20 protein-coding genes and 1 riboswitch are annotated in these 22413 nt (G+C 57.9%); of the genes, 14 read left to right on the forward strand and 6 right to left on the reverse strand.

Annotated features, from left to right (window positions below):
• Positions 1-104: 104 nt before the first annotated feature.
• Positions 105-515 (forward strand): oxidoreductase, encoded by a 411-nt coding sequence (locus tag QKD99_RS08115; RefSeq protein ID WP_225746692.1) that lies wholly within the window; start codon positions 105-107, stop codon positions 513-515.
• On the opposite strand, the gene thiC is transcribed toward QKD99_RS08115, so the two are convergent.
• The 3 genes from thiC to QKD99_RS08130 all read right to left on the reverse strand — a co-directional run bounded on the left by thiC (position 507) and on the right by QKD99_RS08130 (position 4776).
• Complete coding sequence (thiC, locus tag QKD99_RS08120) at positions 507-2288, reverse strand: phosphomethylpyrimidine synthase ThiC (RefSeq protein ID WP_347951190.1); 1782 nt, start codon at positions 2286-2288, stop codon at positions 507-509. The genes QKD99_RS08115 and thiC overlap by 9 nt on opposite strands.
• Positions 2287-2397, reverse strand: a riboswitch (TPP riboswitch). (Overlaps the previous gene by 2 nt.)
• Before the next feature lie 316 nt (positions 2398-2713).
• A complete protein-coding gene (locus tag QKD99_RS08125; RefSeq protein WP_347951191.1) occupies positions 2714-3250 on the reverse strand; it encodes an isochorismatase family protein in 537 nt (178 codons plus the stop codon).
• Between the two features lie 38 nt (positions 3251-3288).
• A complete protein-coding gene (locus QKD99_RS08130) occupies positions 3289-4776 on the reverse strand; it encodes a leucyl aminopeptidase (protein WP_347951192.1) in 1488 nt (495 codons plus the stop codon).
• A 98-nt stretch (positions 4777-4874) separates the two neighbouring features.
• Between QKD99_RS08130 and QKD99_RS08135 the strand changes: the two genes are divergently transcribed.
• Positions 4875-5978 carry a branched-chain amino acid aminotransferase gene (locus QKD99_RS08135; protein ID WP_347951193.1) on the forward strand — a complete coding sequence of 368 codons (1104 nt, stop codon included), beginning with the start codon at positions 4875-4877 and terminating at the stop codon, positions 5976-5978.
• A gap of 7 nt (positions 5979-5985) precedes the next feature.
• Here the strand turns inward: QKD99_RS08135 and QKD99_RS08140 are convergent, their stop codons facing one another.
• Complete coding sequence (locus tag QKD99_RS08140; protein WP_225746697.1) at positions 5986-6780, reverse strand: nicotinate-nucleotide--dimethylbenzimidazole phosphoribosyltransferase; 795 nt, start codon at positions 6778-6780, stop codon at positions 5986-5988.
• An 11-nt stretch (positions 6781-6791) separates the two neighbouring features.
• Positions 6792-7484 carry a DUF3043 domain-containing protein gene (locus QKD99_RS08145; RefSeq protein ID WP_225746698.1) on the reverse strand — a complete coding sequence of 231 codons (693 nt, stop codon included), beginning with the start codon at positions 7482-7484 and terminating at the stop codon, positions 6792-6794.
• Between the two features lie 141 nt (positions 7485-7625).
• Between QKD99_RS08145 and QKD99_RS08150 the strand changes: the two genes are divergently transcribed.
• Positions 7626-7970 carry an iron-sulfur cluster assembly accessory protein gene (locus tag QKD99_RS08150; RefSeq protein ID WP_005324455.1) on the forward strand — a complete coding sequence of 115 codons (345 nt, stop codon included), beginning with the start codon at positions 7626-7628 and terminating at the stop codon, positions 7968-7970.
• Between the two features lie 65 nt (positions 7971-8035).
• On the opposite strand, the gene asnB is transcribed toward QKD99_RS08150, so the two are convergent.
• The gene (gene asnB, locus QKD99_RS08155; RefSeq protein ID WP_284843753.1) at positions 8036-9958 is read right to left on the reverse strand and encodes an asparagine synthase (glutamine-hydrolyzing); all 1923 of its coding nucleotides are present in this window, start codon (positions 9956-9958) and stop codon (positions 8036-8038) included.
• A 390-nt stretch (positions 9959-10348) separates the two neighbouring features.
• Here asnB and QKD99_RS08160 point away from each other — a divergent pair, with 390 nt between their 5' ends.
• From QKD99_RS08160 to QKD99_RS08210, 11 genes are all read left to right on the forward strand, one after another.
• Positions 10349-11422, forward strand: coding sequence for a cytochrome c oxidase subunit II (locus QKD99_RS08160; RefSeq protein ID WP_005324460.1), 1074 nt, complete (start codon positions 10349-10351; stop codon positions 11420-11422).
• A 19-nt stretch (positions 11423-11441) separates the two neighbouring features.
• Complete coding sequence (locus QKD99_RS08165) at positions 11442-11873, forward strand: cytochrome c oxidase subunit 4 (protein WP_005328946.1); 432 nt, start codon at positions 11442-11444, stop codon at positions 11871-11873.
• 574 nt (positions 11874-12447) lie between these two features.
• A complete protein-coding gene (locus QKD99_RS08170; RefSeq protein WP_179386734.1) occupies positions 12448-13032 on the forward strand; it encodes a heme-copper oxidase subunit III in 585 nt (194 codons plus the stop codon).
• A 53-nt stretch (positions 13033-13085) separates the two neighbouring features.
• Positions 13086-13973 (forward strand): cytochrome c, encoded by an 888-nt coding sequence (locus tag QKD99_RS08175; protein ID WP_005324465.1) that lies wholly within the window; start codon positions 13086-13088, stop codon positions 13971-13973.
• Positions 13970-15190, forward strand: a complete 1221-nt coding sequence (locus QKD99_RS08180) for a ubiquinol-cytochrome c reductase iron-sulfur subunit (protein WP_347951194.1) — start codon at positions 13970-13972, stop codon at positions 15188-15190. Before QKD99_RS08175 ends, QKD99_RS08180 begins: the two co-directional genes overlap by 4 nt.
• Positions 15190-16812, forward strand: a complete 1623-nt coding sequence (locus tag QKD99_RS08185; protein ID WP_284765746.1) for a cytochrome bc complex cytochrome b subunit — start codon at positions 15190-15192, stop codon at positions 16810-16812. Before QKD99_RS08180 ends, QKD99_RS08185 begins: the two co-directional genes overlap by 1 nt.
• A gap of 955 nt (positions 16813-17767) precedes the next feature.
• Complete coding sequence (locus QKD99_RS08190; RefSeq protein WP_284765747.1) at positions 17768-18397, forward strand: C40 family peptidase; 630 nt, start codon at positions 17768-17770, stop codon at positions 18395-18397.
• A 114-nt stretch (positions 18398-18511) separates the two neighbouring features.
• On the forward strand, positions 18512-19555 hold the full coding sequence (locus tag QKD99_RS08195) for an NlpC/P60 family protein (protein ID WP_347951195.1): 1044 nt from the start codon (positions 18512-18514) through the stop codon (positions 19553-19555).
• The gene (locus tag QKD99_RS08200) at positions 19556-20659 is read left to right on the forward strand and encodes a glycosyltransferase family 4 protein (protein WP_347951196.1); all 1104 of its coding nucleotides are present in this window, start codon (positions 19556-19558) and stop codon (positions 20657-20659) included.
• Positions 20660-20697: 38 nt separating this feature from the next.
• Entirely contained in the window at positions 20698-21630 is a 933-nt protein-coding gene (locus tag QKD99_RS08205) for an ROK family protein (RefSeq protein WP_347951197.1), read from the forward strand.
• Positions 21631-21653: 23 nt separating this feature from the next.
• On the forward strand, positions 21654-22394 hold the full coding sequence (locus QKD99_RS08210) for a lysophospholipid acyltransferase family protein (protein WP_347951198.1): 741 nt from the start codon (positions 21654-21656) through the stop codon (positions 22392-22394).
• Positions 22395-22413 lie beyond the last annotated feature (19 nt).

A 22413-nucleotide genomic window follows, 5' to 3' on the forward strand; every position in this document is an offset into this window, starting at 1 on the left:
GTTGGAAGTGTTCTATCGCTACCCGACAATCTTACAGCGTGATGCTCACCCTCGTGCAGATGTGGGGTTAGTAACTACCCTCCTTCCGGGTAAGCTAGGGAATTATGTTCAACCCTTTCCGCCGCAACAAGTCCAGATCGTCACTGCGACCACCCCGCGGACCGGGGGAGACCATCCGCCCGGAAGACGCGCAGGATCTGCAACAATGGGCCGCCGGAAAGGTATATGTAGAGGCCTTTGTGGAACCGGAAACTGTAGTCAATGAGATGTCCGTTGTCGTTGTGGATGAACACGGCGATTTTATCCGGCGCCGTATTGGCGGGCCGAAAGGAATTGATGCGGTGGCCAAACTTTTGAGCTGCGATATTTATGACGTGGAAGAAACCGGCTATCCGCAGCGCATGCGCGATCGAATGGAGAGGCAGCGCATCTTGCGCAAAAGGGAAGAACAAAGGCAACGCCGCGCCCGATTTGAGCGCGGCGAAAATCCCGATACAGGGCGAGAGCTAAGCTAGGTCAGCATCCTCGCGTAAATAAATTTGAGACCCGTTGCGGCGGAATTCGGCGGATTTTTCCTGCATACCTTCCTGTGGTGCTGGGCCGTGGGCTGCCGCACGGACCTGCTCGCCCAGCGTCGGCATGCCGAGCTCGGCCATTTGCCCGCCGAACATCTCGCGGATGTCTTGGCTAATGCGCATGGAGCAGAACTTCGGCCCACACATGGAACAAAAGTGTGCGGTCTTTGCTGGCTCAGCAGGCAACGTTTCATCGTGATAGGCCTGAGCGGTCTCTGGGTCGAGGGAGAGCGCAAATTGGTCATTCCAGCGAAATTCAAAGCGGGCCTTGCTCATGGCATCGTCCCATGCGCGGGCGCCTGGATGTCCCTTGGCAACGTCCGCTGAGTGCGCCGCAATCTTATAAGTAATGACACCAGTTTTTACATCATCGCGGTTGGGCAGTCCCAAGTGCTCCTTCGGCGTGACATAGCACAACATGGCCGTACCACCCATTGCGATATGGGCGGCACCGATGGCGGAAGTGATGTGATCATAGCCAGGGGCGATATCGGTAACTAGAGGGCCCAGGGTATAGAAGGGGGCATCTGAAGCCCAGTCCTGTTCGAGTTCGTTGTTTTCTTGAATCATGTTGAGCGGCACGTGTCCGGGGCCTTCCACCATGACTTGGACGTCATACTCCCAGGCGCGGCGGGTAAGTTCGCCGATAGTCTTTAGCTCTGCAAATTGGGCGGCGTCGTTAGCATCGGCAAGGCTGCCGGGGCGCAGGCCGTCGCCAAGCGAAAATGCAACATCGTATTGAGCGAAAATCTCGCATAGCTCATCGAAGTGCTCGTACAGAAATGACTCTTTGTGGTGAGCAAGGCACCATCCCGCCATGATGGAGCCACCACGGCTGACAATGCCGGTCACGCGATTGCTTGCTAGCGGTACATACGCCAAGAGCACACCGGCGTGAATGGTCATATAGTCCACACCCTGTTCGCATTGCTCGATGACGGTATCGCGGAAGATTTCCCAGGTCAGATCCTCTGCCACGCCATTGACCTTTTCCAATGCTTGGTAAATGGGCACGGTGCCAATGGGAACTGGGGAATTGCGGAGGATCCACTCGCGGGTGGTGTGGATATCGTCACCAGTGGAAAGATCCATCACGGTGTCCGCGCCCCACTGGGTAGCCCAGCGCAGTTTGGACACTTCTTCCTCGATGGAGGAGGTAACCGCGGAGTTACCAATATTGGCGTTGATTTTGGTGAGAAATTTTCGCCCAATGATCATGGGCTCAGACTCGGGGTGGTTGACATTATTAGGGATAATGGCGCGGCCGCGAGCTACCTCAGCGCGAACGAATTCCGGATCGCAGTGCTCACGCAGTGCTACGAATTCCATTTCGCGGGTGATGATTCCTTGGCGAGCGTAGTGCATTTGAGTTACGCGGCGCCCGGGCTGAGCCTTAAGCGGCGGGCGCTTAGAGCCTTTCCACTCTTGGGAAGACGCCCCGCGGCGCTGTGCGGCACGTCCATCGTCAGCCAGCTCGCGGCCGCGACCGGCGTACTCTTTGGTATCTCCGCGCTCGCTAATCCACTCGCTGCGCAGGGCCGGTAGCCCCACTTCAGGTGCGCATTCTGGCCCACGCGTGCGGTAGACGCGGAAGGGCTCATTGGGGCCTTGTGGGGAATCATCCAGTTGGATTTCGGTCTCTGGAACTTCTAGACCGTCGTGGTGAATGGGGGAATAGGAATGCTTAGGGTGGTTTTCTGGGGCAGCCGTCATGGCAAGCGCTCCTCTCTTCCTTCGTAGGTATTAACCAAACAGGTTCGAACGGTCTATGCGCAGCTTTAGCGCACTCTCAGCCCGTGCTCGGGCACCCGTGGGGACGCAGATCACCCTATAACAATCGTCTCGCATAGCGCAGAGCTTTCGCCATTTGGGTGGAGACGTATTTGTCGAGGTGAGGTAGTAGGAGCCTTGGTGGCACAATTCAACAGGAAACTTTCAGGTACCTGACACCCGGATCCAATATCGGCATTCCATACTTAATTCATGCGTTTGAGAGAGCGCATGCGAGAGAGATAGAGAGAACCCCTCCTGTTTCCAGAGGGTGGCTGCATTAGCCGATACATGGAAACACCTTGTAGAGAGACGCCAGCGGCCCTCGGACCAGATTCGGTTCGAGGGCCGTAGGCGTCTTCATGTGTTTAGCAGATGGTGGCGCCGGCAGCGGCTAACTCTTGCAACGCGGCTTCGCCGCGTGCTTCGTCCACTGGGGAGCAATACTCACGCAGCACTCGGACGGTAAAGCCCTCTTTAAGGGCGTCGGCAGCCGTGGCACACACGCAGTGATCGGTGGCAATGCCCACGATATCCACGGCGTCTATGTGGCGCTCGCGCAACCAGTCGGCGAGCAAGGTGCCGTTCGCAGCGCCCTCGAATCCGGAATAGGCGGCGGTGTATTCGCCCTTGCGGAAGTAGGCTTGCGCCGGCCCGATGGCCTCATGCATGGCTGCCCCGTGGGACTCGGCTACGCAGTGCACCGGCCAAGAATCGACAAAATCCGGGTCCGTAGAAAAGTGAGAACCCGGATCGATGTGCCAATCCTGCGTGGCTACGACGGTTTCGTAATCCCGTTGCAGGGTAGCGATTTTTACAGCGACCTCGTTGCCCCGCTCGGTGCCTAAGGCGCCGCCGGGGCAGAAGTCATGTTGCACGTCAACGATGATTAAAGCAGGCTTCATGCTTCTAGGATTCTAAACGCACTAAGCCTGTTGTGGTGCTACTTTAATTCAGCAATCTCGCGCAAGGCGGCAACCACCGTGCGGGTGGGCACGCCGGTGCCCATCTTTGGGGTGTATCCATAAGCGCCCGTGGTGTTGAAGGAAGGGCCAGCCACATCGATATGGGCCCATTCGATTCCCTCGCCCACGAAGTGCTGGAGGTAGGTGCCGGCGTATTCCATGCCGCCCTCACGCTTGGCGTTGATATTGCGGATATCGGCGCTGGCAGATTTCACTGATTCTTCGTGTTCTTCCAGGAGCGGCATGGCCCAAGCCTTCTCGCCCACCTCGCGGCCGATCTCGGCCATGCGATCGCGGAATTCTTCCGAGCCCATCACGCCGGCGGTGCGCTCACCCAGGGCGACCATCTGGGCGCCGGTCAAGGTCGCGGTTTCGATGAGGAAATCGGGGTTGTCCTCGCTGGCGCGCGCAATGGCGTCGGCAAGCACGAGGCGTCCCTCCGCGTCAGTGTTGAGTACCTCGGAGGTAATGCCGCCGTAGTGGGTGATGACGTCACCCGGGCGGGTGGCATCGCTGCCCGGCATGTTTTCTGCCAGCGGCAGGGTAGCGGTGATACCTACCTTGAGGTTCAGCTTTGCCGCAGCGATGATGGCCGCGGCCATTGCAGCGGAACCGCCCATGTCAGAAATCATGTCCCACATCTTGGCGCCCGGCTTCAGGGAAATACCGCCGGTATCAAAGGTAATGCCCTTGCCTACTAGGGCGACGTGGCGCTTGGCTTTCTTCGGCTTCCAGCTCAAGCGGACCAAGCGCGGCGGGCGGGCGGATCCGCGGCCGACGGCCATGATGCCACCAAAGCCCTGCTTTTCCAGCGCCTTTTCATCCAAGACCTCTACCTCAAGGCCGGCCTCTGCCGCTTGGGCAGACAGGAACGCCGCGTAGGTTTCTGGATAGAGCAGATTGGAAGGGGTATTGACGAGGTCGCGGGCGATGAGGACGGACTCGGCGGTAATTTTGGCGCTGTCGAACTCCTTTTGAGCGGACTTCTCCGCCACCACGGTGTAGGTGGTGGTCTCCGCTGCCGACTCGGAGCGCAGGCCAGAATACTTATAGCCGCCGAGGATAAGGCCTTCTACCACTGGGGTGATTCCAAAATCGCCCAGGGAGGTGGCTACGGCCCCCACCTTGGTGATAGAGCGGGCGGCTTGGCCGGCAGCGCGGCGCAGCGTCTCATCGTCAACTTCTTCCGCATCGCCCAAGCCAACGGCGATGATGGATGCTACGCCCGCCTTGGATGGGGCCGGCACGCGCGTGACCTCACCGGCCTTGCCAGAGGCCCCTACGGCCACCAGTGCTTCATAAGTGGAGCGCAGCGCCGCGCCCCCAAGCAGATCGGTGCCTGGCAGCTCTAGGCCGCCTTCGCCCTCGAAAGCGGCGATAAGTAGAGCTTCCGCCTTCTTAGGAACCTTCTTTCCCAGCTTTACCTGGGGAAAGTGGCCGCGTGCTGGTAGATCGGACTGTGCCATTTGTCTCCTCCTTTGTGGAAAGGCTTATCAATCTTCCCACCACTGTACCGCGCGGCGATGAACTTATTCCTGCCTTGCTATAGATAAAGGGGTAGATTGTGGGCATGCTTGATTACACGATTACTCGTACCGATAACCCCACCTCCGCGGAAGAATTGAGCGACATCCTCGCCAACCCCGGCTTTGGCAAGCACTTTACAGACCACATGGTCACCATTGACTGGACCGAAGAAAAGGGGTGGCACAATGCTCAGGTGCGCCCGTACGGACCGATGACCATGGAACCTGCCACCAACGTATTCCATTATGGGCAGGCAATCTTTGAAGGCATCAAGGCCTACCGTCAGCCGGATGGTTCTATCGCTACTTTCCGGCCGGACCACAATGCGCAGCGCTTAATCAACTCCGCTGAGCGATTGGCTATGCCGGAGCTTCCGCAGGAGGAGTTTATTGAGTCCCTGCGCCAATTGGTGGAGGTGGATCAGGACTGGGTACCAGAAGCCGGCGGGGAAGCAGCGCTGTACCTGCGCCCGTTTATGATCTCCACCGAGGTCTCCTTGGGCGTTCACCCCGCCAATTCCTACCGCTACGTGCTCATTGCCTCCCCAGCGGGTTCCTACTTCAGCGGCGGAATCAAGCCGGTTTCGGTGTGGCTATCCACTGACTACGTGCGCGCAGCCCCTGGCGGCACCGGCGCGGCCAAGTTTGCGGGCAACTATGCAGGCTCGCTCTTGGCGCAGGCCCAGGCGGATGAAAAGGGGTGTGACCAGGTTGTCTGGTTGGATGCCATTGAGCGCCGTTACATCGAGGAGATGGGCGGAATGAACCTGATGTTTGTATATGGCTCTGGTGATAGCGCGGAGATTGTTACACCAGAACTATCGGGCTCTTTGCTGCCCGGCATTACCCGCGAATCCCTATTGCAGGTAGCACAGGATGTGGGCTACAAGGTCACCGAGCGCCGCATTACTGCCGAAGAGTGGCAGCGCGATGCCGAATCCGGCGCTATGTCAGAGGCCTTTGCTTGTGGCACTGCCGCGGTTATTACGCCGGTGGGTCACGTGTTGGGAGACTCTGCCGACTTCCAGGTCAATGGCAATGAAGCGGGGGAGATCACCATGGCCCTGCGCGAGCGCCTCACCGGTATCCAGCGCGGCGCAGTGGAGGATACCCACGGTTGGCTCCATACCCTAGTGAAGTAGTCCCCGGTTAGGCGTCCGCAGCGATCTCCACTCCGGTCAGCAACATTGGCAGCGCCGCGAGCGCGCCTAGTGCAGGTTGTGGCTCCATTCCCAGTTCAAGCAGGGGGTGGAGCCCTAGCTTTTCCAGTGCCAACTTATGCGCAGGGGCAGCGGACAGGGTTGTGGCGAAGAGCCAGTCTTTCACACCGGGATTATCGCGCTCGGCAAGGAGCGCGGCGGTGGCGGTCAAGGGGGCGTCGATAAGCAGGGGCGTGCGGCGCTCCGCGGCTCGGGCAATGAACCCCACCGTGGCTGCCAGCACCGTGGACTGGCACGATTCAACCAGCTCCATGCCTTCGAGGTTACGGGCGCGAAACATAGCGTCCCGGATAGCGCAGACCTCGCGCTTCCAGTCTTCCACGCTGCGCTGCTTGCCGACGATCACTACCGGCTCCGTCTGCGTCATAGTTGCCATTACCACGGCCGGTACTCGGGCGAGCTCTTCGCCGCCGGGAATCAGTAGGTCAGCCCCGGCATCAATTTCCGCATCCGCTGTTGCGGCTCCAAGGCTGTAGGCTTGGGAATAATCCGTCACGGTGACTACATTCAGCCCGGCCTCGGCGCGACGCGCAGCGGTCTCAGCGGCCGAAAGCGAGGTCTCTTGATCCGCGAAAATCACGGCCCGCACGCGCCGCGGCTCATGGGCAGGTGCCGCGCCTTGGCAAGCAGCCAGCCATTGAGCGGCGTCGGTCAGGCGCCCCCAAGGGGCGAGCTGCGCGTCCTGTGCGGTATGTGCCTGCTTATCGGGCTGCGGAATGGCCATGAGTAGTCCCCCTAAACGTCAGCGCCGAGCTCCACGCGGGGGCGCGGGATGCGCCACTTGCGCGGCTGGCTGGCGCGAGAATACGCATAAAAACCAAGACTAAAGCCGGCTTCGGTGGTGCCAGGGAACTTGGCGCGCACGGCATTATTGCAGCGGCGGGCCAAAATGACGCCCTCGATGGCGAAGATTACGAGGATAACCATCGCTACCGCGTTGATGATTGTTGCAATGCTGGGTACCGCGTAGGTCAAGAACATGACCACGATGAGCACCAAGGCCATCGGCATGACCCAGTTGCTCAGGCTGCGGCGGGCATCCACCCAATCGCGCACATAGGCGCGCACTTCACCCTGGTCGCGGGCGGGGAGGAAGCGCGGATCGCCTTCTGCCATGCGGGCCTGCTGCTCGCGGTTGGCCTGCTGGCGCTCTTGGCGCTCCTTCTTCTTATATTCCTTCCACTCGTCCTTGCTCATGGACTTCTTCATGTCCTTGCGGTGCTGGTAGCGCTGCGCATCGGACATGCCATTGGGATCGCGCTTTACGCCGCGCGCAATCTCTTGCTCTGCGCGCTTTGGCGTAGGACGACCCTTCGGTGGGGTGTAGCCCTTGCGCTGGGGCTCTTCCTGAACTTTGGCCTGAGCTTTGTCCTGTACAGGGGCGGGTTCAGTGGAGGTCTTGTCATCTTTTTGCCACGGGAGTTTCACGCTCCTCACACTACAAGGTTTAGGTGTGAATAGGGGAATAGGCCCGGCCCAGATGGTGTTGTAGGTATGGGCTACCTTTTCCCACCTGAACTAACCGGGTAGGGTAGTGGCAACGAATCCAATACTTATTGAGGAGAAGTGATGACCGCTCCAGCTTCCGCAACCGGCGTCATTCTGACTGAAGCAGCAGCCGCAAAGGCAAAGGCGCTGCTTGATCAGGAAGGCCGCGACGATCTCTCTCTGCGCATTGCCGTCCAGCCTGGTGGCTGCGCTGGCCTGCGCTACCAGCTCTACTTTGATGACCGCACCTTGGATGGTGACAAGGTTGACCAGGTAGGCGGCGTAAACCTCGTTGTGGACAAGATGTCCGTTCCCTACCTGACCGGTGCCAAGATTGACTTCGCTGACACCATCGAGTCCCAGGGTTTCACCATTGATAACCCGAATGCCACCGGCTCTTGCGCTTGTGGCGATTCCTTCAACTAAATAGAAGGACAGAAAAGAGGGTGGGTGCCACTGGCACCCACCCTCTTTGTATGTGTGGAAGGCTCTTAGAGCTTGACTGGGTAGTCGCGCTGCTCGATCTGCGGATCGATGCGCTTTTCCACAAAGATGCCGTGCCAGATCATAAAGGACAGCACGGTCCACAAGCGGCGGGAGTGATCGGAAACGCCGTCGCGGTGCTCCTTGAGCATCTCGAGAACTTCCTTCTTATTGAAGATGTCCTCGGTCTGGGATTCATTGATGGTGTCCTGGGCCCAGCCATAAAGCTCATCGCCGGCCAGCCAGTGGCGCATCGGCACTGGGAAACCCAGCTTCTTGCGGTGCAGAACATGCGCCGGCACGATCTGTTCCATGGCCTTGCGCAGGGCGTATTTGGTGGTGCCGTGCGAGATCTTCAGGTCATAAGGGATGGATTCGGCAACCTTGAAGACTTCCTTGTCCAAGAATGGCACGCGCAGCTCCAGCGAGTTGGCCATATTGATCTTATCGGCCTTGACCAGGATGTCACCGCGCATCCAAGTGAATAGATCCAAATGCTGCATGCGGGCAACCGGATCAAAGTCCTTGGACTGGGCGTAGATGGGGGCGGTAACCTCGCGGTGGTCCCATTCGCGCTTTGCCCACGGGATAACGCGCTGCATCTGGTCAAAGTTGAAGGAACGAGCGTTGCCGTAGTAGCGCTCTTCCATCGTCATCGAGCCGCGATTAAGCAGGGACTTGCCCTTCATGCCCTCCGGTAGAACCTGGGAGAGCTTGCCCAGTCCGCGACGAAGCGGCGACGGGATCTTCTCAAACGGCGCGAGGGATAGTGGTTCCTTGTAGATGGTGTAGCCACCAAAGAGCTCGTCCGCGCCCTCGCCGGAAAGAACTACCTTGACATGTTTGCGGGCTTCCTGCGCCACAAAGTACAGCGGAACCAGCGAGGGGTCAGCCACCGGATTGTCCAGGTACCACATGATCTTCGGGATGGACTCGGCATATTCTTCAGGAGAAACAATCTTGACGATGTGCTCCACGCCAATAGCCTCTGCGGACTCTGCCGCGACATCGACCTCAGAATAGCCCTCGCGCTCGAAGCCGGTGGTAAAGGTTAGTAGATCTGGGTTGTGGCGCTTGGCCAGAGTGGCAATAGCGGTGGAGTCAATGCCGCCGGATAGGAAGGAACCCACGGTGACGTCGGCACGCATGTGCTTAGCGACGGAATCTTCGAGCGCCTCTGCAATGCGGTTAAATAGCTGTTGCTCTTCGCCTTGCTTAACCTGCTGCACAGGGAAGCGAGGCTTGAAGTAGCGCTCGGCGACAACGTCTTCGCCTGGACGAAGGGTAACAGTGCAGCCGGATTCTACGCGGCGAATATTCGCGTGGAGGGATTCTGGTTCCGGGACGTACTGCAGGTCGACGTAGTGTTCAATGGCGCGTCGGTCAAGGTTGAGCTCTAGACCAATCTCGTCTGCCATTTCAAGGATGCACTTCATCTCCGAAGCGAAAACGGTGCCCGCCTCGGTAGTGGCGTAATACAGCGGCTTGATGCCAAATTGGTCGCGAGCGGCAAACATCGTCTTGGTGTGGGTGTCCCAGATGACGATGCCGAACATGCCGCGCAGATGGTTGACTACGTCCTTGCCCCAGTGGTGGTAGCCCACCACGATGGGCTCGCCATCGCCCTCGGTGTGGAAGGTGTAGCCGAGGCCCTTGAGCTCCTCGCGCAGCTCCACGTAGTTGTAGATTTCGCCATTAAAGGTCATGGCGTAACGATCGGGCTGGTCCTCCGGGCCCCAGCGGAGGGGCTGATGGGAATGCTCCAAGTCAATAATGGACAGGCGGTTGAAGCCGAAGGCGGCATCGCCGTCATGCCACGTGCCGGCCGCATCTGGGCCGCGGTGGCGCATGCAGGGCAGGGAACGTTCCAGCGCGTCAACGTACTTATCTACGTTGCCTGTGGCGGCGAGCATGCCAAGAAGTCCGCACATGAAAAGATTGCTCCTTATATATAAGCGTCTACTGCTAGTCACCCACTTTACGGCTAGAGGGCGTGAAACCAGAACACGCCACGGCTTAAGGAAACCTGCCGACTGCCTTGGAATTAGCTTCCCCGATAGGGGTGCGAACTTTCGGATGATGGTTCCGTCCGATTCCTGTGAATTGGCGCACATGGATTCTGTGGCTGCTGGGGGTGCGGTTGGAACATTGTGCAGGTGGGGCGGTAACCTACCAGAAGGAGAATATGAAATGAGTGCACTAGGTGCCCTTTTATGCCTTTAAACAGGCTGGGAATCTGGCAATTATCCTCTATTCTGATTGGGTAAGAGTGCTCTGTGAGTATTCGAGAAGTTTTGTGTGGACAGAAAGGCAGAACACACGTGGGACAGCGTAATAAGCGCACCTTTGCCCGCAAGGCGGGCGTAGCTGGCGCACTTGCCCTGGGTGGACTCGCTCTGGCAGGTTGTGACGTTCAGGCGCCAACTGCTGTAGAGAACCTCCTGGGATTCGGTTGGCCGAAGGGCATTACCCCTGAGGCGGAGGCCATGTACAACTTCTGGATTTGGGTCTGGGTTGCCGCATGGATCGTTGGTTTTATTATGTGGGGCCTGTTCCTCACCGCAATCTTCCGCTGGAGCGCGAAGAAGGCAAAGAAGGATGGCAAGGGCGAGTTCCCGCGCCAGATTCAGTACAACGTTCCGCTGGAGATGGTTCTGACCATCGTCCCGATCCTCATCATTATGGGCCTGTTCTTCTTCACTGTTCAGACTCAGCAAAAGGTCACCGCCTTGGATAAGGATCCGAAGGTTGTCGTCGACGTCACTGCATTCCAGTGGAACTGGAAGTTCGGTTACGCCGAGAATCACGTCAATGGTGAGAACTACGACGGTGCCGACAAGGAGCGTCAGGCTGAGGCAGAGAAGACTGCTCACGACCCTGAGGGCGTGGACAACCCGAACCCAATCCACGGCAAGTCCATGGGCGACCTTTCCTACCTGAACTACAACAAGATTGAGACCGTCGGTACCACCGAAGAGGTTCCGGTTCTGGTCCTTCCTTCCGATACCGCGATTGAGTTCCGTCTGGCTTCCGGCGACGTTTCCCATGCATTCTGGGTACCGGAGTTCTTGTTCAAGCGCGACGTCTACGCACACCCCGAGGCAAACGCTCAGGAGCGCAGCTTCCAGGTAGAAAAGATTGAGAAGCAGGGCGCATTCGTTGGCCGTTGTGCCGAAATGTGCGGTACCTACCACTCGATGATGAACTTTGAAATCCGCGTTGTCTCTCCGGAGGACTTCAACACCTACCTGAAGTTCCGCGAGGACAACCCAGAAGCCACCAACGCGGAAGCTCTGGAAGAAATCGGCCAGGACCCATACGCGGTAACCACCCACCCGTTCTCCGGCGAGCGTGACACCGCTAAGGGCGACAACTACGTAAACACCGCGGCATAAGAGATAAGGACACAACACAATGCGTGCAACATCGAAAGTCTTTTACTCAATCGCGACGTACCTTCTTGTCTCGCTGATTGTCTACATCTTCGGCGTCACCTTCGTTAAGGACGACGGCTACCTCTACGGTGCCGAGTGGGTTGGCATCGTGGGCATGTTCCTCGCCTTCCTGCTGTGCATGATGCTGGGTGCTTACCTTCACTTCACTGATGACCGCAGTGACGTCCTGCCAGAGGATTGGGAAGAGGCAGAAACTGAAGATGCCGCTGGTATCCTTGGTTTCTTCTCCCCAGGCTCCATCTGGCCGCTGGCTATGACTGGCGCCATTGGCCTCCTCGGCTTGGGAATCATTTTCCTCTACTTCTGGCTGATTGCCCTCGGCGCTGTCTGCCTCATCGCGGCCTGCACCGGCCTGTCCCTGCAGTACGGCCTACCGAAGGAAAAACACTAATTCCTCGATGTAAAGGAATCCCTGCCTAAAACTTCTCCGCCCTCCTAGCCATCATGGCTAGGAGGGCTTTGGCGATCCAGCGTCGTCTGTCGCGTCATAAAGTTCCCGAGATTTCTGAAAAGTTTTGCCGGTGGGGGAGTGACACCTGACTGTGTGACGTATTGTCGACTAGTCTTCTTCTGCATTCTGGCACGTAGAAGCCGATTTTAGCGGGGGTCGTTCGAAAGTTGTAAAGCTGGGCGTTTAGGGGGCCCGTGGAATGTGATTTATCTCTCTGGATGGCTGGGATCGGGTGCGCTAATTGGCGCATCGACAAGTGTGGGCCGCAGGCGTCTGGGGTGCTTAGGAATTTCAAGGTAGTGCCCAGCTGGTGGTGTCACCTGCATCAATGGGGCGTCGGAAAGTGGGGCAAAAAGTTCCCGTTTGGAGGAATATTGTTTTTGACCCTCGCGAGCTGAACGTTCGCTGGATGAAGCATCAAAAACGAATAGAGAAAGCGGGGGGAATCGAGGTGACTTTAGCGCCCAGAACAGCCATAATAGCCACTGTGACGAGCGTAGTTTCTAACCAAGGTATGACAGCACCACGTGCTGCCTCGCTGAACCGACCCAATATGGTCAGCGTGGGCACCATCGTGTTCCTGTCTCAGGAATTGATGTTCTTTGCCGGACTGTTCGCGATGTGGTTTACCTCGCGAGCAAACGGTCAGGAAGGCGATTGGGCGGAGCACACCGCCCATATCAACCTGCCCATGGGTTTCCTCATTACGGCAGTGCTGATTTCTTCTTCTGTGACCTCGCAGTTCGGCGTGTTTGCCGCAGAAAGGGGTGACGTTTACAAGCTTCGACTCTGGTACACCGTGACGCTGGTACTGGGCGTTGTGTTCTTGGGCATCATGGCGTTTGAGTGGACCGAGTTGATTCACGCAGGTGTGACTGTGCAGTCCAGCGTCTTTGGTTCGGTGTTCTATATCATCACCGGCTTCCACGCTGCGCACGTGACCGCGGGCCTGATTTCTTTTGCAATCATTCTCGCGCGCGTTGCTAAGTCCAAGTTCACGCCGGCACAGGCGACCGCAGCAATGGCAGTGTCCTACTACTGGCACTTCGTTGACGTTGTGTGGATCGGCGTTTTCACCGTTATTTACTTGGTTCAGTAGCACTGGCCAAGATCCCCAAACAGTCCTCCCGTGTTCGAGTTATCTAAAGGAAAATGATGGATAACAATTCGCAGTCCGTGGCAGTGGAGCAGACCACTGCGGCGGCTAAGAAGACCCGCCGTCGCCGCAAGGCGAAGCGCACCCTTGCCGGTGGCTTCGCTTTGGCGATTGGCCTGTCCGGTGCGGGCGTCTTGGCTTCTGCCTTGACCCCGGACGCACAGGTCGCCACGGCGGAAAAAGATGACCAAGCCCTCGTCCAAGAGGGTAAGGACATCTATGACACCGCTTGTATCACCTGCCACGGTGCCAATCTGCAGGGCATCGAAGGTCGCGGTCCGTCCCTCGTTGGTATCGGTGCTGGTTCCGTGTACTTCCAGGTGCACTCCGGCCGTATGCCGATGATGTCTAACGATGCCCAGGCAGAGCGTAAGGCTCCTCGCTACACCGAGCAGCAGACTCTGGCCTTGGCTGCATATGTTGCAGCCAACGGCGGCGGCGCTGACATTGTCTACAACGACGACGGAAGCGTTGCCCAGGAATCGCTGCGTGGTGCTAACTACAATGGCGAAATCCAGGCAGAAGACGTAGCGAAGGGCTCCGAGCTCTTCCGCATGAACTGTGCTTCCTGCCACAACTTCACCGGCCAGGGCGGCGCCCTGTCCTCCGGTAAGTTCGCTCCGGAGCTGGCTCCGGCCAGCGAGCAGGAGATCTACCAGGCTATGCTGACCGGTCCGCAGAACATGCCTAAGTTCTCCGACCGCCAGCTGACCGCAGACGAGAAGAAGGACATCATTGCCTACCTCAAGTCTGCAAAGGAAACCCCTTCCCCAGCAGGTTGGGACCTAGGTGGTCTCGGCCCAGTAGCGGAAGGCCTGGCAATGTGGATTATCGGCATTAGCGCCCTGTGCGCCGCCGCTATGTGGATTGGATCGCGCTCATGAGCAATGTGAAGAAGAATTACACTAACGCTGAGCTCGACAAGATGAGCAACGATGAACTCGCTGCTCTTGGTACCGAGCTCGATGACGTCACCGTTGCGTTCCGAAAGGAGCGTTTCCCAGTCGAAGGTGACCCAGCTGAAAAGCGCGCTGGACGTAACGTTGCTATCTGGTTGTTCCTGTCCGTCATTGGCGGCCTCGGGTTCCTCGGCGTTTATCTGTTCTGGCCGTGGCAGTACAAGCAGCTAGGGGAGGAGGGCCATATTTGGTACACTCTCTACACCCCGCTGCTGGGTATTACTGCTGCCCTCGCAATTTGCGGCTTGGGCATAGCCATCGTTCAGTATGTAAAGAAGATTCTCCCAGAAGAGATTTCCGTTCAGCGTCGTCACGACGGTCCTTCCGAAGAAGTTGACCGCCGTACCCTGACCGCTCTTCTGAACGATTCTTGGAAGACATCCACTCTGGGTCGCCGCAAGACCGTTCAGGGTCTGTTGGGCGGCGCCGGCGTTCTGTTCGGTCTTACCGTGATTGCTCCGCTGGGCGGCGCAATTAAGAACCCCTGGAAGGTTCGCCACAATATGAACTATGCCGGCGACGGCACCCTGTGGACTTCCGGTTGGACTCTGCACAATGAAGGCGTCAAGCTCTACCTGGCGCGCGACACCGGTACTATCGCCGAGAAGCACTCTGGCGAAACCGGTGAGCACTACAGCACCAAGGGTGTTACCCGCTTGGTTCGTGTGCGTCCGGAGGATCTGGCGGCAGGCGGCATGGAGACCGTCTTCCCGCTGGCAGAAGAAGACGTTAACGATGGCGACAAGTACGATGCCGAGCGCGATGTCTACGAGCACCACATGCACTCGATTCACGGTAACCGCAATGCGGTCATGCTGATTCGCCTGCGTCACAACGACGCTCAGAAGGCAATCGAGCGCGAAGGTCAGGAAGACTTCCACCACGGTGATTACTACGCCTACTCCAAGATCTGTACCCACATCGGTTGCCCGACCTCTCTGTATGAGGCTCAGACCAACCGAATCCTGTGCCCGTGCCACCAGTCGCAGTTCGACGCTTTGCAGTACGGTAAGCCGGTCTTCGGCCCGGCTGCCCGCGCACTGCCACAGCTGCCTATCACGGTGGATGACGAGGGCTACCTCGTTGCACAGGGCAACTTCATTGAGCCTGTCGGCCCGGCATTCTGGGAGCGTAAGTCATAATGAGCAATAAACTCGCCCAAATGGGCAACAACATGGATGAGCGCTATAGCGCCGCCGGCGTGTTGAGGACTCAGCTGAACAAGGTCTTTCCGACCCACTGGTCCTTCATGCTTGGTGAGATGGCGCTATACAGCTTCATCATTCTTGTACTGACCGGTATCTACCTGGCGCTGTTCTTCGACCCTTCCATCACCAAGGTCATTTACGACGGCACCTATGCACCGCTTAATGGTGTAGAAATGTCCCGCGCATACGCCACCGCGCTGGATATCTCTTTTGAAGTTCGTGGTGGCTTGTTCGTGCGCCAGATGCACCACTGGGCAGCTCTGCTGTTCATGATGTCCATGGTTGCGCACATGCTGCGTATCTTCTTCACCGGCGCGTTCCGTCGTCCGCGTGAAGCAAACTGGATTATCGGTTGCGCACTTATTCTGCTGGGCATGATCGAGGGCTTCCTTGGTTACTCCCTGCCGGATGACCTGCTTTCCGGTGTTGGTCTGCGAATCATGTCCGCCATCATCCTGGGTCTGCCGATTATCGGCACCTGGCTGCACTGGGCAATCTTTAGCGGTGACTTCCCGTCCGACCTGATGCTGGATCGTTTCTACATCCTGCACGTTCTGGTTATTCCGGGCATCATCCTTGGCCTGATTGCAGCCCACCTGATTATGGTTTGGTTCCAGAAGCACACCCAGTTCCCTGGACCGGGCCGTGCGGAGAACAACGTCGTTGGCGTCCGCATTATGCCGGTCTTCGCCACCAAGGCCATTGGTATGGGCATGATGGTGGCTGGCGTACTGGCGCTGATGTCTGGTTTGCTGACCATCAACGCCATCTGGCTGCTTGGACCTTATAATCCATCCCAAGTTTCTGCTGGTTCCCAGCCAGATATTTACATGCTGTGGACTGACGGTGTTGCCCGTGTCATGCCGGCTTGGGAACTCTACATTGGCAACTACACCATTCCTTCCGCGTTCTGGGTAGCTCTGCTGTGTGGCCTCATGGTCGTCCTGCTAATGGCGTACCCGTTCTTGGAGAAGAAGTTCACCGGTGACGATGCACACCACAACCTGCTGCAGCGTCCGCGCGATGTTCCTACCCGCTCCGCTATCGGCGCTGCTGCCATCGTGTTCTTCCTGCTGGTCACCCTGTCCGGTGGTAACGACCACGTGGCACACTTCTTCCAGATTTCGCTGAACGCTATGACCTGGGTTGGTCGTATCGGCCTCATCGTGCTTCCTCCGATTGCGTACTTCATGACCTACCGCATTTGCGTTGGTTTGCAGCGCTCTGACCGGGAGGTTCTCGAGCACGGTATTGAAACCGGCGTTATCAAGCAGATGCCGAATGGTGCCTTCATCGAGGTTCACCAGCCGCTCGGCCCGGTTGATGCCGAAGGCCACCCGGTTCCGCTCGAGTATGCAGGCGCTCAGGTGCCGAAGCAGCTGAACCACCTCGGACTCGCTGACTCCGAGACCCAGGGCACCTTCAGCCCTGATGATTCGGCCCTCATGCACCGAGTACACGAAATCCACTCGGATAACCACGACGAGGAAGCGGAGATGTTCCGCCGCCTCAACGAGGCTAACCGCCGTGAGGACGAGGAAAACGGCCGCATTTAGCCGCTTTTCCTGAGGATTACTCGAAACGCGCTCACAGAACCGCCCTTGCTCCTGCTGAAGGAGCAAGGGCGGTTTGCGTATGTACAGATAGATTCCGACCCCAGTCCTCATCCTTTTGGCTGCTACAGGAGTTGTTGAAGGGGAGCTGTTGCGTGCCAGTGAGTATTTATGAATCTAGAAGCATCTAAAGAACTGCTGAAGCTTGTTGTGCAGCCGGTTTAGTACATGTTCTGGTGCGCGGATTGTCGATAGTTTGCGGTTTTGTCGCGCTTTACTGTTTCAGGAGCCTAGTGCGTGGGCTCAGGTGGGTGTGAATGCCGAAAGGCTTTATTGTCTAGAGGTACGCTGCGCTCGTCGGTTTAGTGCCTTTGGGGCTTCAAGAAGCGGTTTAGCTAAAACGACCGCAAGGAAAGGTGGCAAAGCGGGGCGCCGTCGTGATGTAAGCGAGACTCTAGAGGTGTGTTAAAGGAGTGACATCGTGGGGGAAGAGGGACTGTCAAAATTGCGTAGTGTTGAAAGTCACAAATTAGAAAAGTGTTAATTGTTAAGCTTCACTCTTAGTGAGGACACTTCTTGGTCGGATGCCCGGCATCCGCTGTCATTTGTGCAGCTTATGGCCTCGAGGCGGTGGATTCTGGCGGGTGCTAGCATCCATATGGAGGTTAAATCTCGGCAAGGTCAACGGAAGGTAACGAAGCGATAACAAACGTTATTTTGGTGTCGCGAATGGACATTGCTTGTGATGATTTCGTAACCTATTCGAGACATTGAGTTACCGCCCGAAAAGGTGCTCAATCTAAACAGAAGAATTACAGCGCCGCATCTGGCCCTTCCTACTGAGGGGCCGAGTGGAGGAAATCCTAAAGGAACGGATTCCCAACGAACGCTAGTCCCCCAGGGTCAGAGCTTCCTTTATTAGGGAAGTAGGCGCGCAGGAAGATTTGGAGTTTTACTCATGGCACAGCACCGTCGTCAGGGCATTAAGAACACCCGTCGCATCGCATCTACTGCAGCACTGGCTGCAACCGCAGCAGTCGTCGCACCGGGCGTCGCACAGGCAGCAGAGGTCGTCGTACCTAATACCGACTACCGCTTTGAGGTAGCAGGCCTGGAAAACGTCCCGAACATTGACCAGGTTCCGAACATTGACCGCTACGTTCCGTCCCTGGGGCAGGTTTCTAACCAGCAGAACACCAACTACGCAGCAGCTGGCCACAAGCAGGCCGCTCCGGCACAGCAGACCGTTGGCCAGAAGGCGCTGGCTGCAGCACGCTCCGTCATCGGCTCCCCGTACGTATACGGCGCCGCTGGCCCGAACGCCTTTGACTGCTCCGGTCTGACCAGCTGGGCATACGCTCAGGCTGGCAAGCAGATCCCGCGTACCTCTCAGGCACAGGCTGCCGCCGGTACCCCGGTATCCCTGGATCAGTTGCAGCCGGGTGACATCATCGCTTACTACGGTGGTGCTTCCCACGTTGGTATCTACACCGGCCACGGCACCATCATCGATGCCCTTAACTCCGGCGTCCCGGTTCAGGAGCGCGACCTGAACTACATGCCGATTCACTCCGCAGTTCGCTTCTAAGAAGCAGCGGATCTTGCCCTCCCCTTCGCGGGGAGGGCTTTGTCGTGCATCAGGGGGTAAAACCCGCTATAGTTAGTACGATTTTTAAAACTTTCTTAGTCTAAGGGTCCTTACGTGTCTAAACGAGTACTTCCTGCAGCTGCAGTTGCAGCGGCTCTTTCTGTTACATCGGTTTCTGGGATTTCGCAGGTTGTTGCGCAGGAGGCCGCTCCACAACAGGAGAGTGCCACCGAAAATGTAGACGCCTTGGTGGAGCGCGTAGGAGAAGTTGCGCGCAAAGTTTCTGCCAAGAACGAAGAAGTAAAAGAGCTCGAGGTCAAGCTTGAGGAGAAGCAGGCTGAGGTTGCTGAATCCGAGCAGGCCGCCGCTGAGGCACAAAAGCGGGCGGACGATGCGAAGGGGGATGTTTCCACCCAGCAGGACCGTGTCAACGGCATCGCACAGTCGCGCTACCGCGGTGACTCCCGTTCGGCAGTGTCTGGGGCCTTGGCGGCGGAGGATCCTTCCGATGCCGTAGAGCGCATGGGCTACCTCGGGGCGCTGTCTCGCCAGGCCCAGCGCACCCTTGATGCGAAGGCTAACGCCGCGTCCATGGCAGAAGAGGAAAAGCATAAGGCTGCCGACGCCGCTACCAAGGTGCGCGAGGAAAAGAAGGCGCTGGAAGAGCAGCGCGAAGAGCTTCTCAAGGAGAAAGAGGAGCTGGAAAAGCAGCAAAAGGACATCGAGAAGCAGGTGGACGCTCTCGATGAACAGCAACGCGAAGCCTGGGAAGGCCAGTTCGGCGGATCTGATAAGCCGGATATGGATCTGGGTGAGGTAGCTGATGGTGCTGCCTCGGCTGCCTTGTCGAAGCTGGGCGCCCCATATGGCTGGGGTGCGGCTGGACCCGATCAGTTCGACTGCTCTGGATTGATGTTCTGGGCGTATCAGCAGATTGGCAAGTCCATTCCGCGTACATCGCAGGCGCAGATTGCCGGTGGCACGTCGGTACCACTGGAAGACCTACAGCCGGGCGATATCGTGGGCTATTACCCGGGAGTAACTCACGTGGGCATGTACATCGGTAATGGCCAGGTAGTCCATGCCTCTACCTATGGCGTGCCTGTTCAGGTGGTACCGCTAAAGTCCATGCCGATTACCGGAACGGCGCGGTACTAAGTGGCCCGCGTTCTGCTGGTAACTAATGACTTCCCGCCCAAGATTGGCGGGATTCAGTCTTACCTGCGCGATTTCGTAGCAACCCTAAATCCGCGCGATGTCGTGGTCTTCGCCTCTACCCAGGAATCGCCGGCGGAATTCGATGCCGCGGTGGACTATAAGGTCATCCGCTGGCCTCGCCGCGTGATGTTGCCGACGCCTGCCACGGTTCGTCGGATGCAGGAGATCATCCGCACAGAAAATATTGACATCGTCTGGTTTGGTGCAGCCGCGCCCCTTGCTTTGATGGGCAAGGCCGCAAAAGAGGCGGGGGCAACCCGTGTAGTAGCTACGACGCACGGGCACGAAGTGGGGTGGTCAATGGTGCCCTTTGCTCGGCAGTGCCTGCGCCGCATTGGTGACTATGCTGATGTGATTACCTATATCTCCGACTACACCCTGCGTCGGTTGCGTCGACCATTTGGACCGAACCCGTGCTGGGAGCACCTGCCTTCCGGAGTGAGTGTGGAGGGCCTTTCTCCAGCCACGCCGGAGCAACGTGCAGCGGCAAAGGCAGAGTTCGGAGTCAGCGGGCCGACCATCGTCTGCATTTCGCGGTTCGTTCCACGCAAGGGGCAGGATCAGCTTCTACGCGCTATGCCTCTCGTGCGTGAAGAATTTCCGGATGCACAGCTCCTACTTATTGGGCGCGGACGCTACCGCGCGGCTTTAGAACAATTGGCGGAAATCTACTGTCCAGACTCAGTGATTCAGGAAGCGGAAAGCATTGAGACTGCTTTGCACGCAGCGGATGTTTTTGCCATGCCGGCACGCACCCGTGGCGGAGGGCTAGACGTCGAGGGCTTGGGCATCGTCTATTTGGAGGCGCAGGCGTGCGGCTTGCCAGTTGTCGCCGGAGACTCCGGTGGTGCACCAGAGACGGTGACGGGGGAGACGGGAGTCGTCGTCAAGGGCGGATCTGTGCCGGAACTAGCTGAAGCGTTGAAAGCTCTTTTGGCCGACCCGCAACGTAGACTTCGCATGGGGCAGGCGGGGCGTCGCCATGTGGAAGAGAATTGGACGTGGCGGATTATGGGGCAGCGATTGCGGCAGCTGATGTCTTGATGTGACCCTAACCCGGTTGTCGGTATATTCTGTTATGCATGCTTAAGAAGAACTCCGCCGATCTGACTATCGGCTTCGACGTCGGTGGCACCAACGTGCGCGGCGGAGTGATCACTCGGGAGGGGGAGATTCTCGCGAGCCGCACGGTTCCCACTTCCATGGACGTCGAGCAGCTGGAAGCGGATATTGTGGGCATTGTCGATGAGCTGCGCGCGGACTATGAGGTGGACGCCGTTGGCCTCGCCTTGGCGGGATTTTTGGATCCTACGTGTGAGGTAGTGCGCTTCGCCCCGCACCTTCCCTGGCGGCACGCCAACGTCCGAGAATCGCTTTCGCATAAACTCGGTATGCACGTGCGTTTGGAGCATGATGCCAATTCCGCCGCGTGGGGTGAGTGGTGCTTTGGCGCCGGCCGTGGAGCGGAGGATTGGGTTTTCTTTGCGGTAGGAACAGGTATCGGCGCCACGCTGATGACGCATGACACTATTTACCGCGGGGCGTTTGGTACTGCCCCAGAATTTGGGCATATCGTGGTAGTCCCTAATGGTCGGCAGTGCTCCTGCGGTAAGCGCGGCTGCTTGGAACGTTATGCCTCCGGTACCGCGTTGCCGGATACCTGCGCTGATCTGCGTGGAAGCTATGAGACCTCGCTGCCGGTTGATCCCACAGGCAAGGAAATTACCCAGGCGGCGCGGCGCGGAGATCCACTTGCCGTCGCGGTGATGGAAGACTTCAGCCGGTGGCTGGGCCAGGGCCTATCCATTGTCGCTGATGTATTGGATCCGGAACTTATTGTGCTCGGAGGCGGCGTATCTCAAGATGCGGACTTGTACCTCGAGGGCGCTGCCCAAGCCATGGGACAGGACATTGTCGGGGCAGGGCATCGCCCCCTCGCACGTGTTGCCACCGCAGAATTAGGGTCGGCAGCGGGTATGATTGGCGTAGCCGATTTGGCCCGCAGCGGCCGTTAAAACTAACAAAGGACGACCTGGCGATGAAAAACAAGTGGTACTGGGCTTTTAAGCACATCTTCTTCGGACCCGCCCTGCGAGTATGGAATCGCCCGTGGAGCGAGGGCATCGAGAAAATCCCCGCTGATGGGCCTGCGATCTTGGTGTCGAATCACCAAGCGGTTATGGATTCCTTCTTCTTTCCTTTGGTGTGTCCGCGCCAGATCACCTTTCCTGCTAAGTCGGAATACTTCACCACTCCTGGCCTTGTTGGCAGCCTGCAAAAGTGGTTCTTTACCTCGGTAGGCCAGGTCCCCATCGAGCGCGATAGCGAGGACGCTGGCGATGCCATCGTGGAAACCGCAGAAGGCATTTTGTCCCGCGGCGATCTCTTCGGTATCTATCCGGAAGGAACTCGTTCCCCAGATGGCCGTGTGTACAAGGGCCGCACCGGCATGGGGCGCATCGCCATGGAGACTAACCAGCCAGTATTTCCCATCGCGATGATCAATTCGCGCAAAGCCAATCCCATTGGCTCGTGGATTCCCCGTCCTTTCAAGGTTGGCGTGCGGGTAGGAGACCCCATCTGGCCGCATGAGTGGGCCAAGGAGCGCGGGATGAATCCGGCCGAGCATGAGACTATTCGCGCCTTCACGGATTTTGTGATGCACAATTTGGCCGAGCTGAGCGATAAGCCTTATGTTGATGTGTACGCCTCCGATGTGAAGGCTTCGCTCAAGGCCGGCCATGGTTACCCCGCCGGCGCTGAATACAAGGGGAGGTAATCACTATTCCCAAGGCCCG

Origin of the sequence: Corynebacterium sp. c3Ub_189 (assembly GCF_039907195.1) — a bacterium.
Classification (GTDB): Bacteria; Actinomycetota; Actinomycetes; order Mycobacteriales; family Mycobacteriaceae; genus Corynebacterium.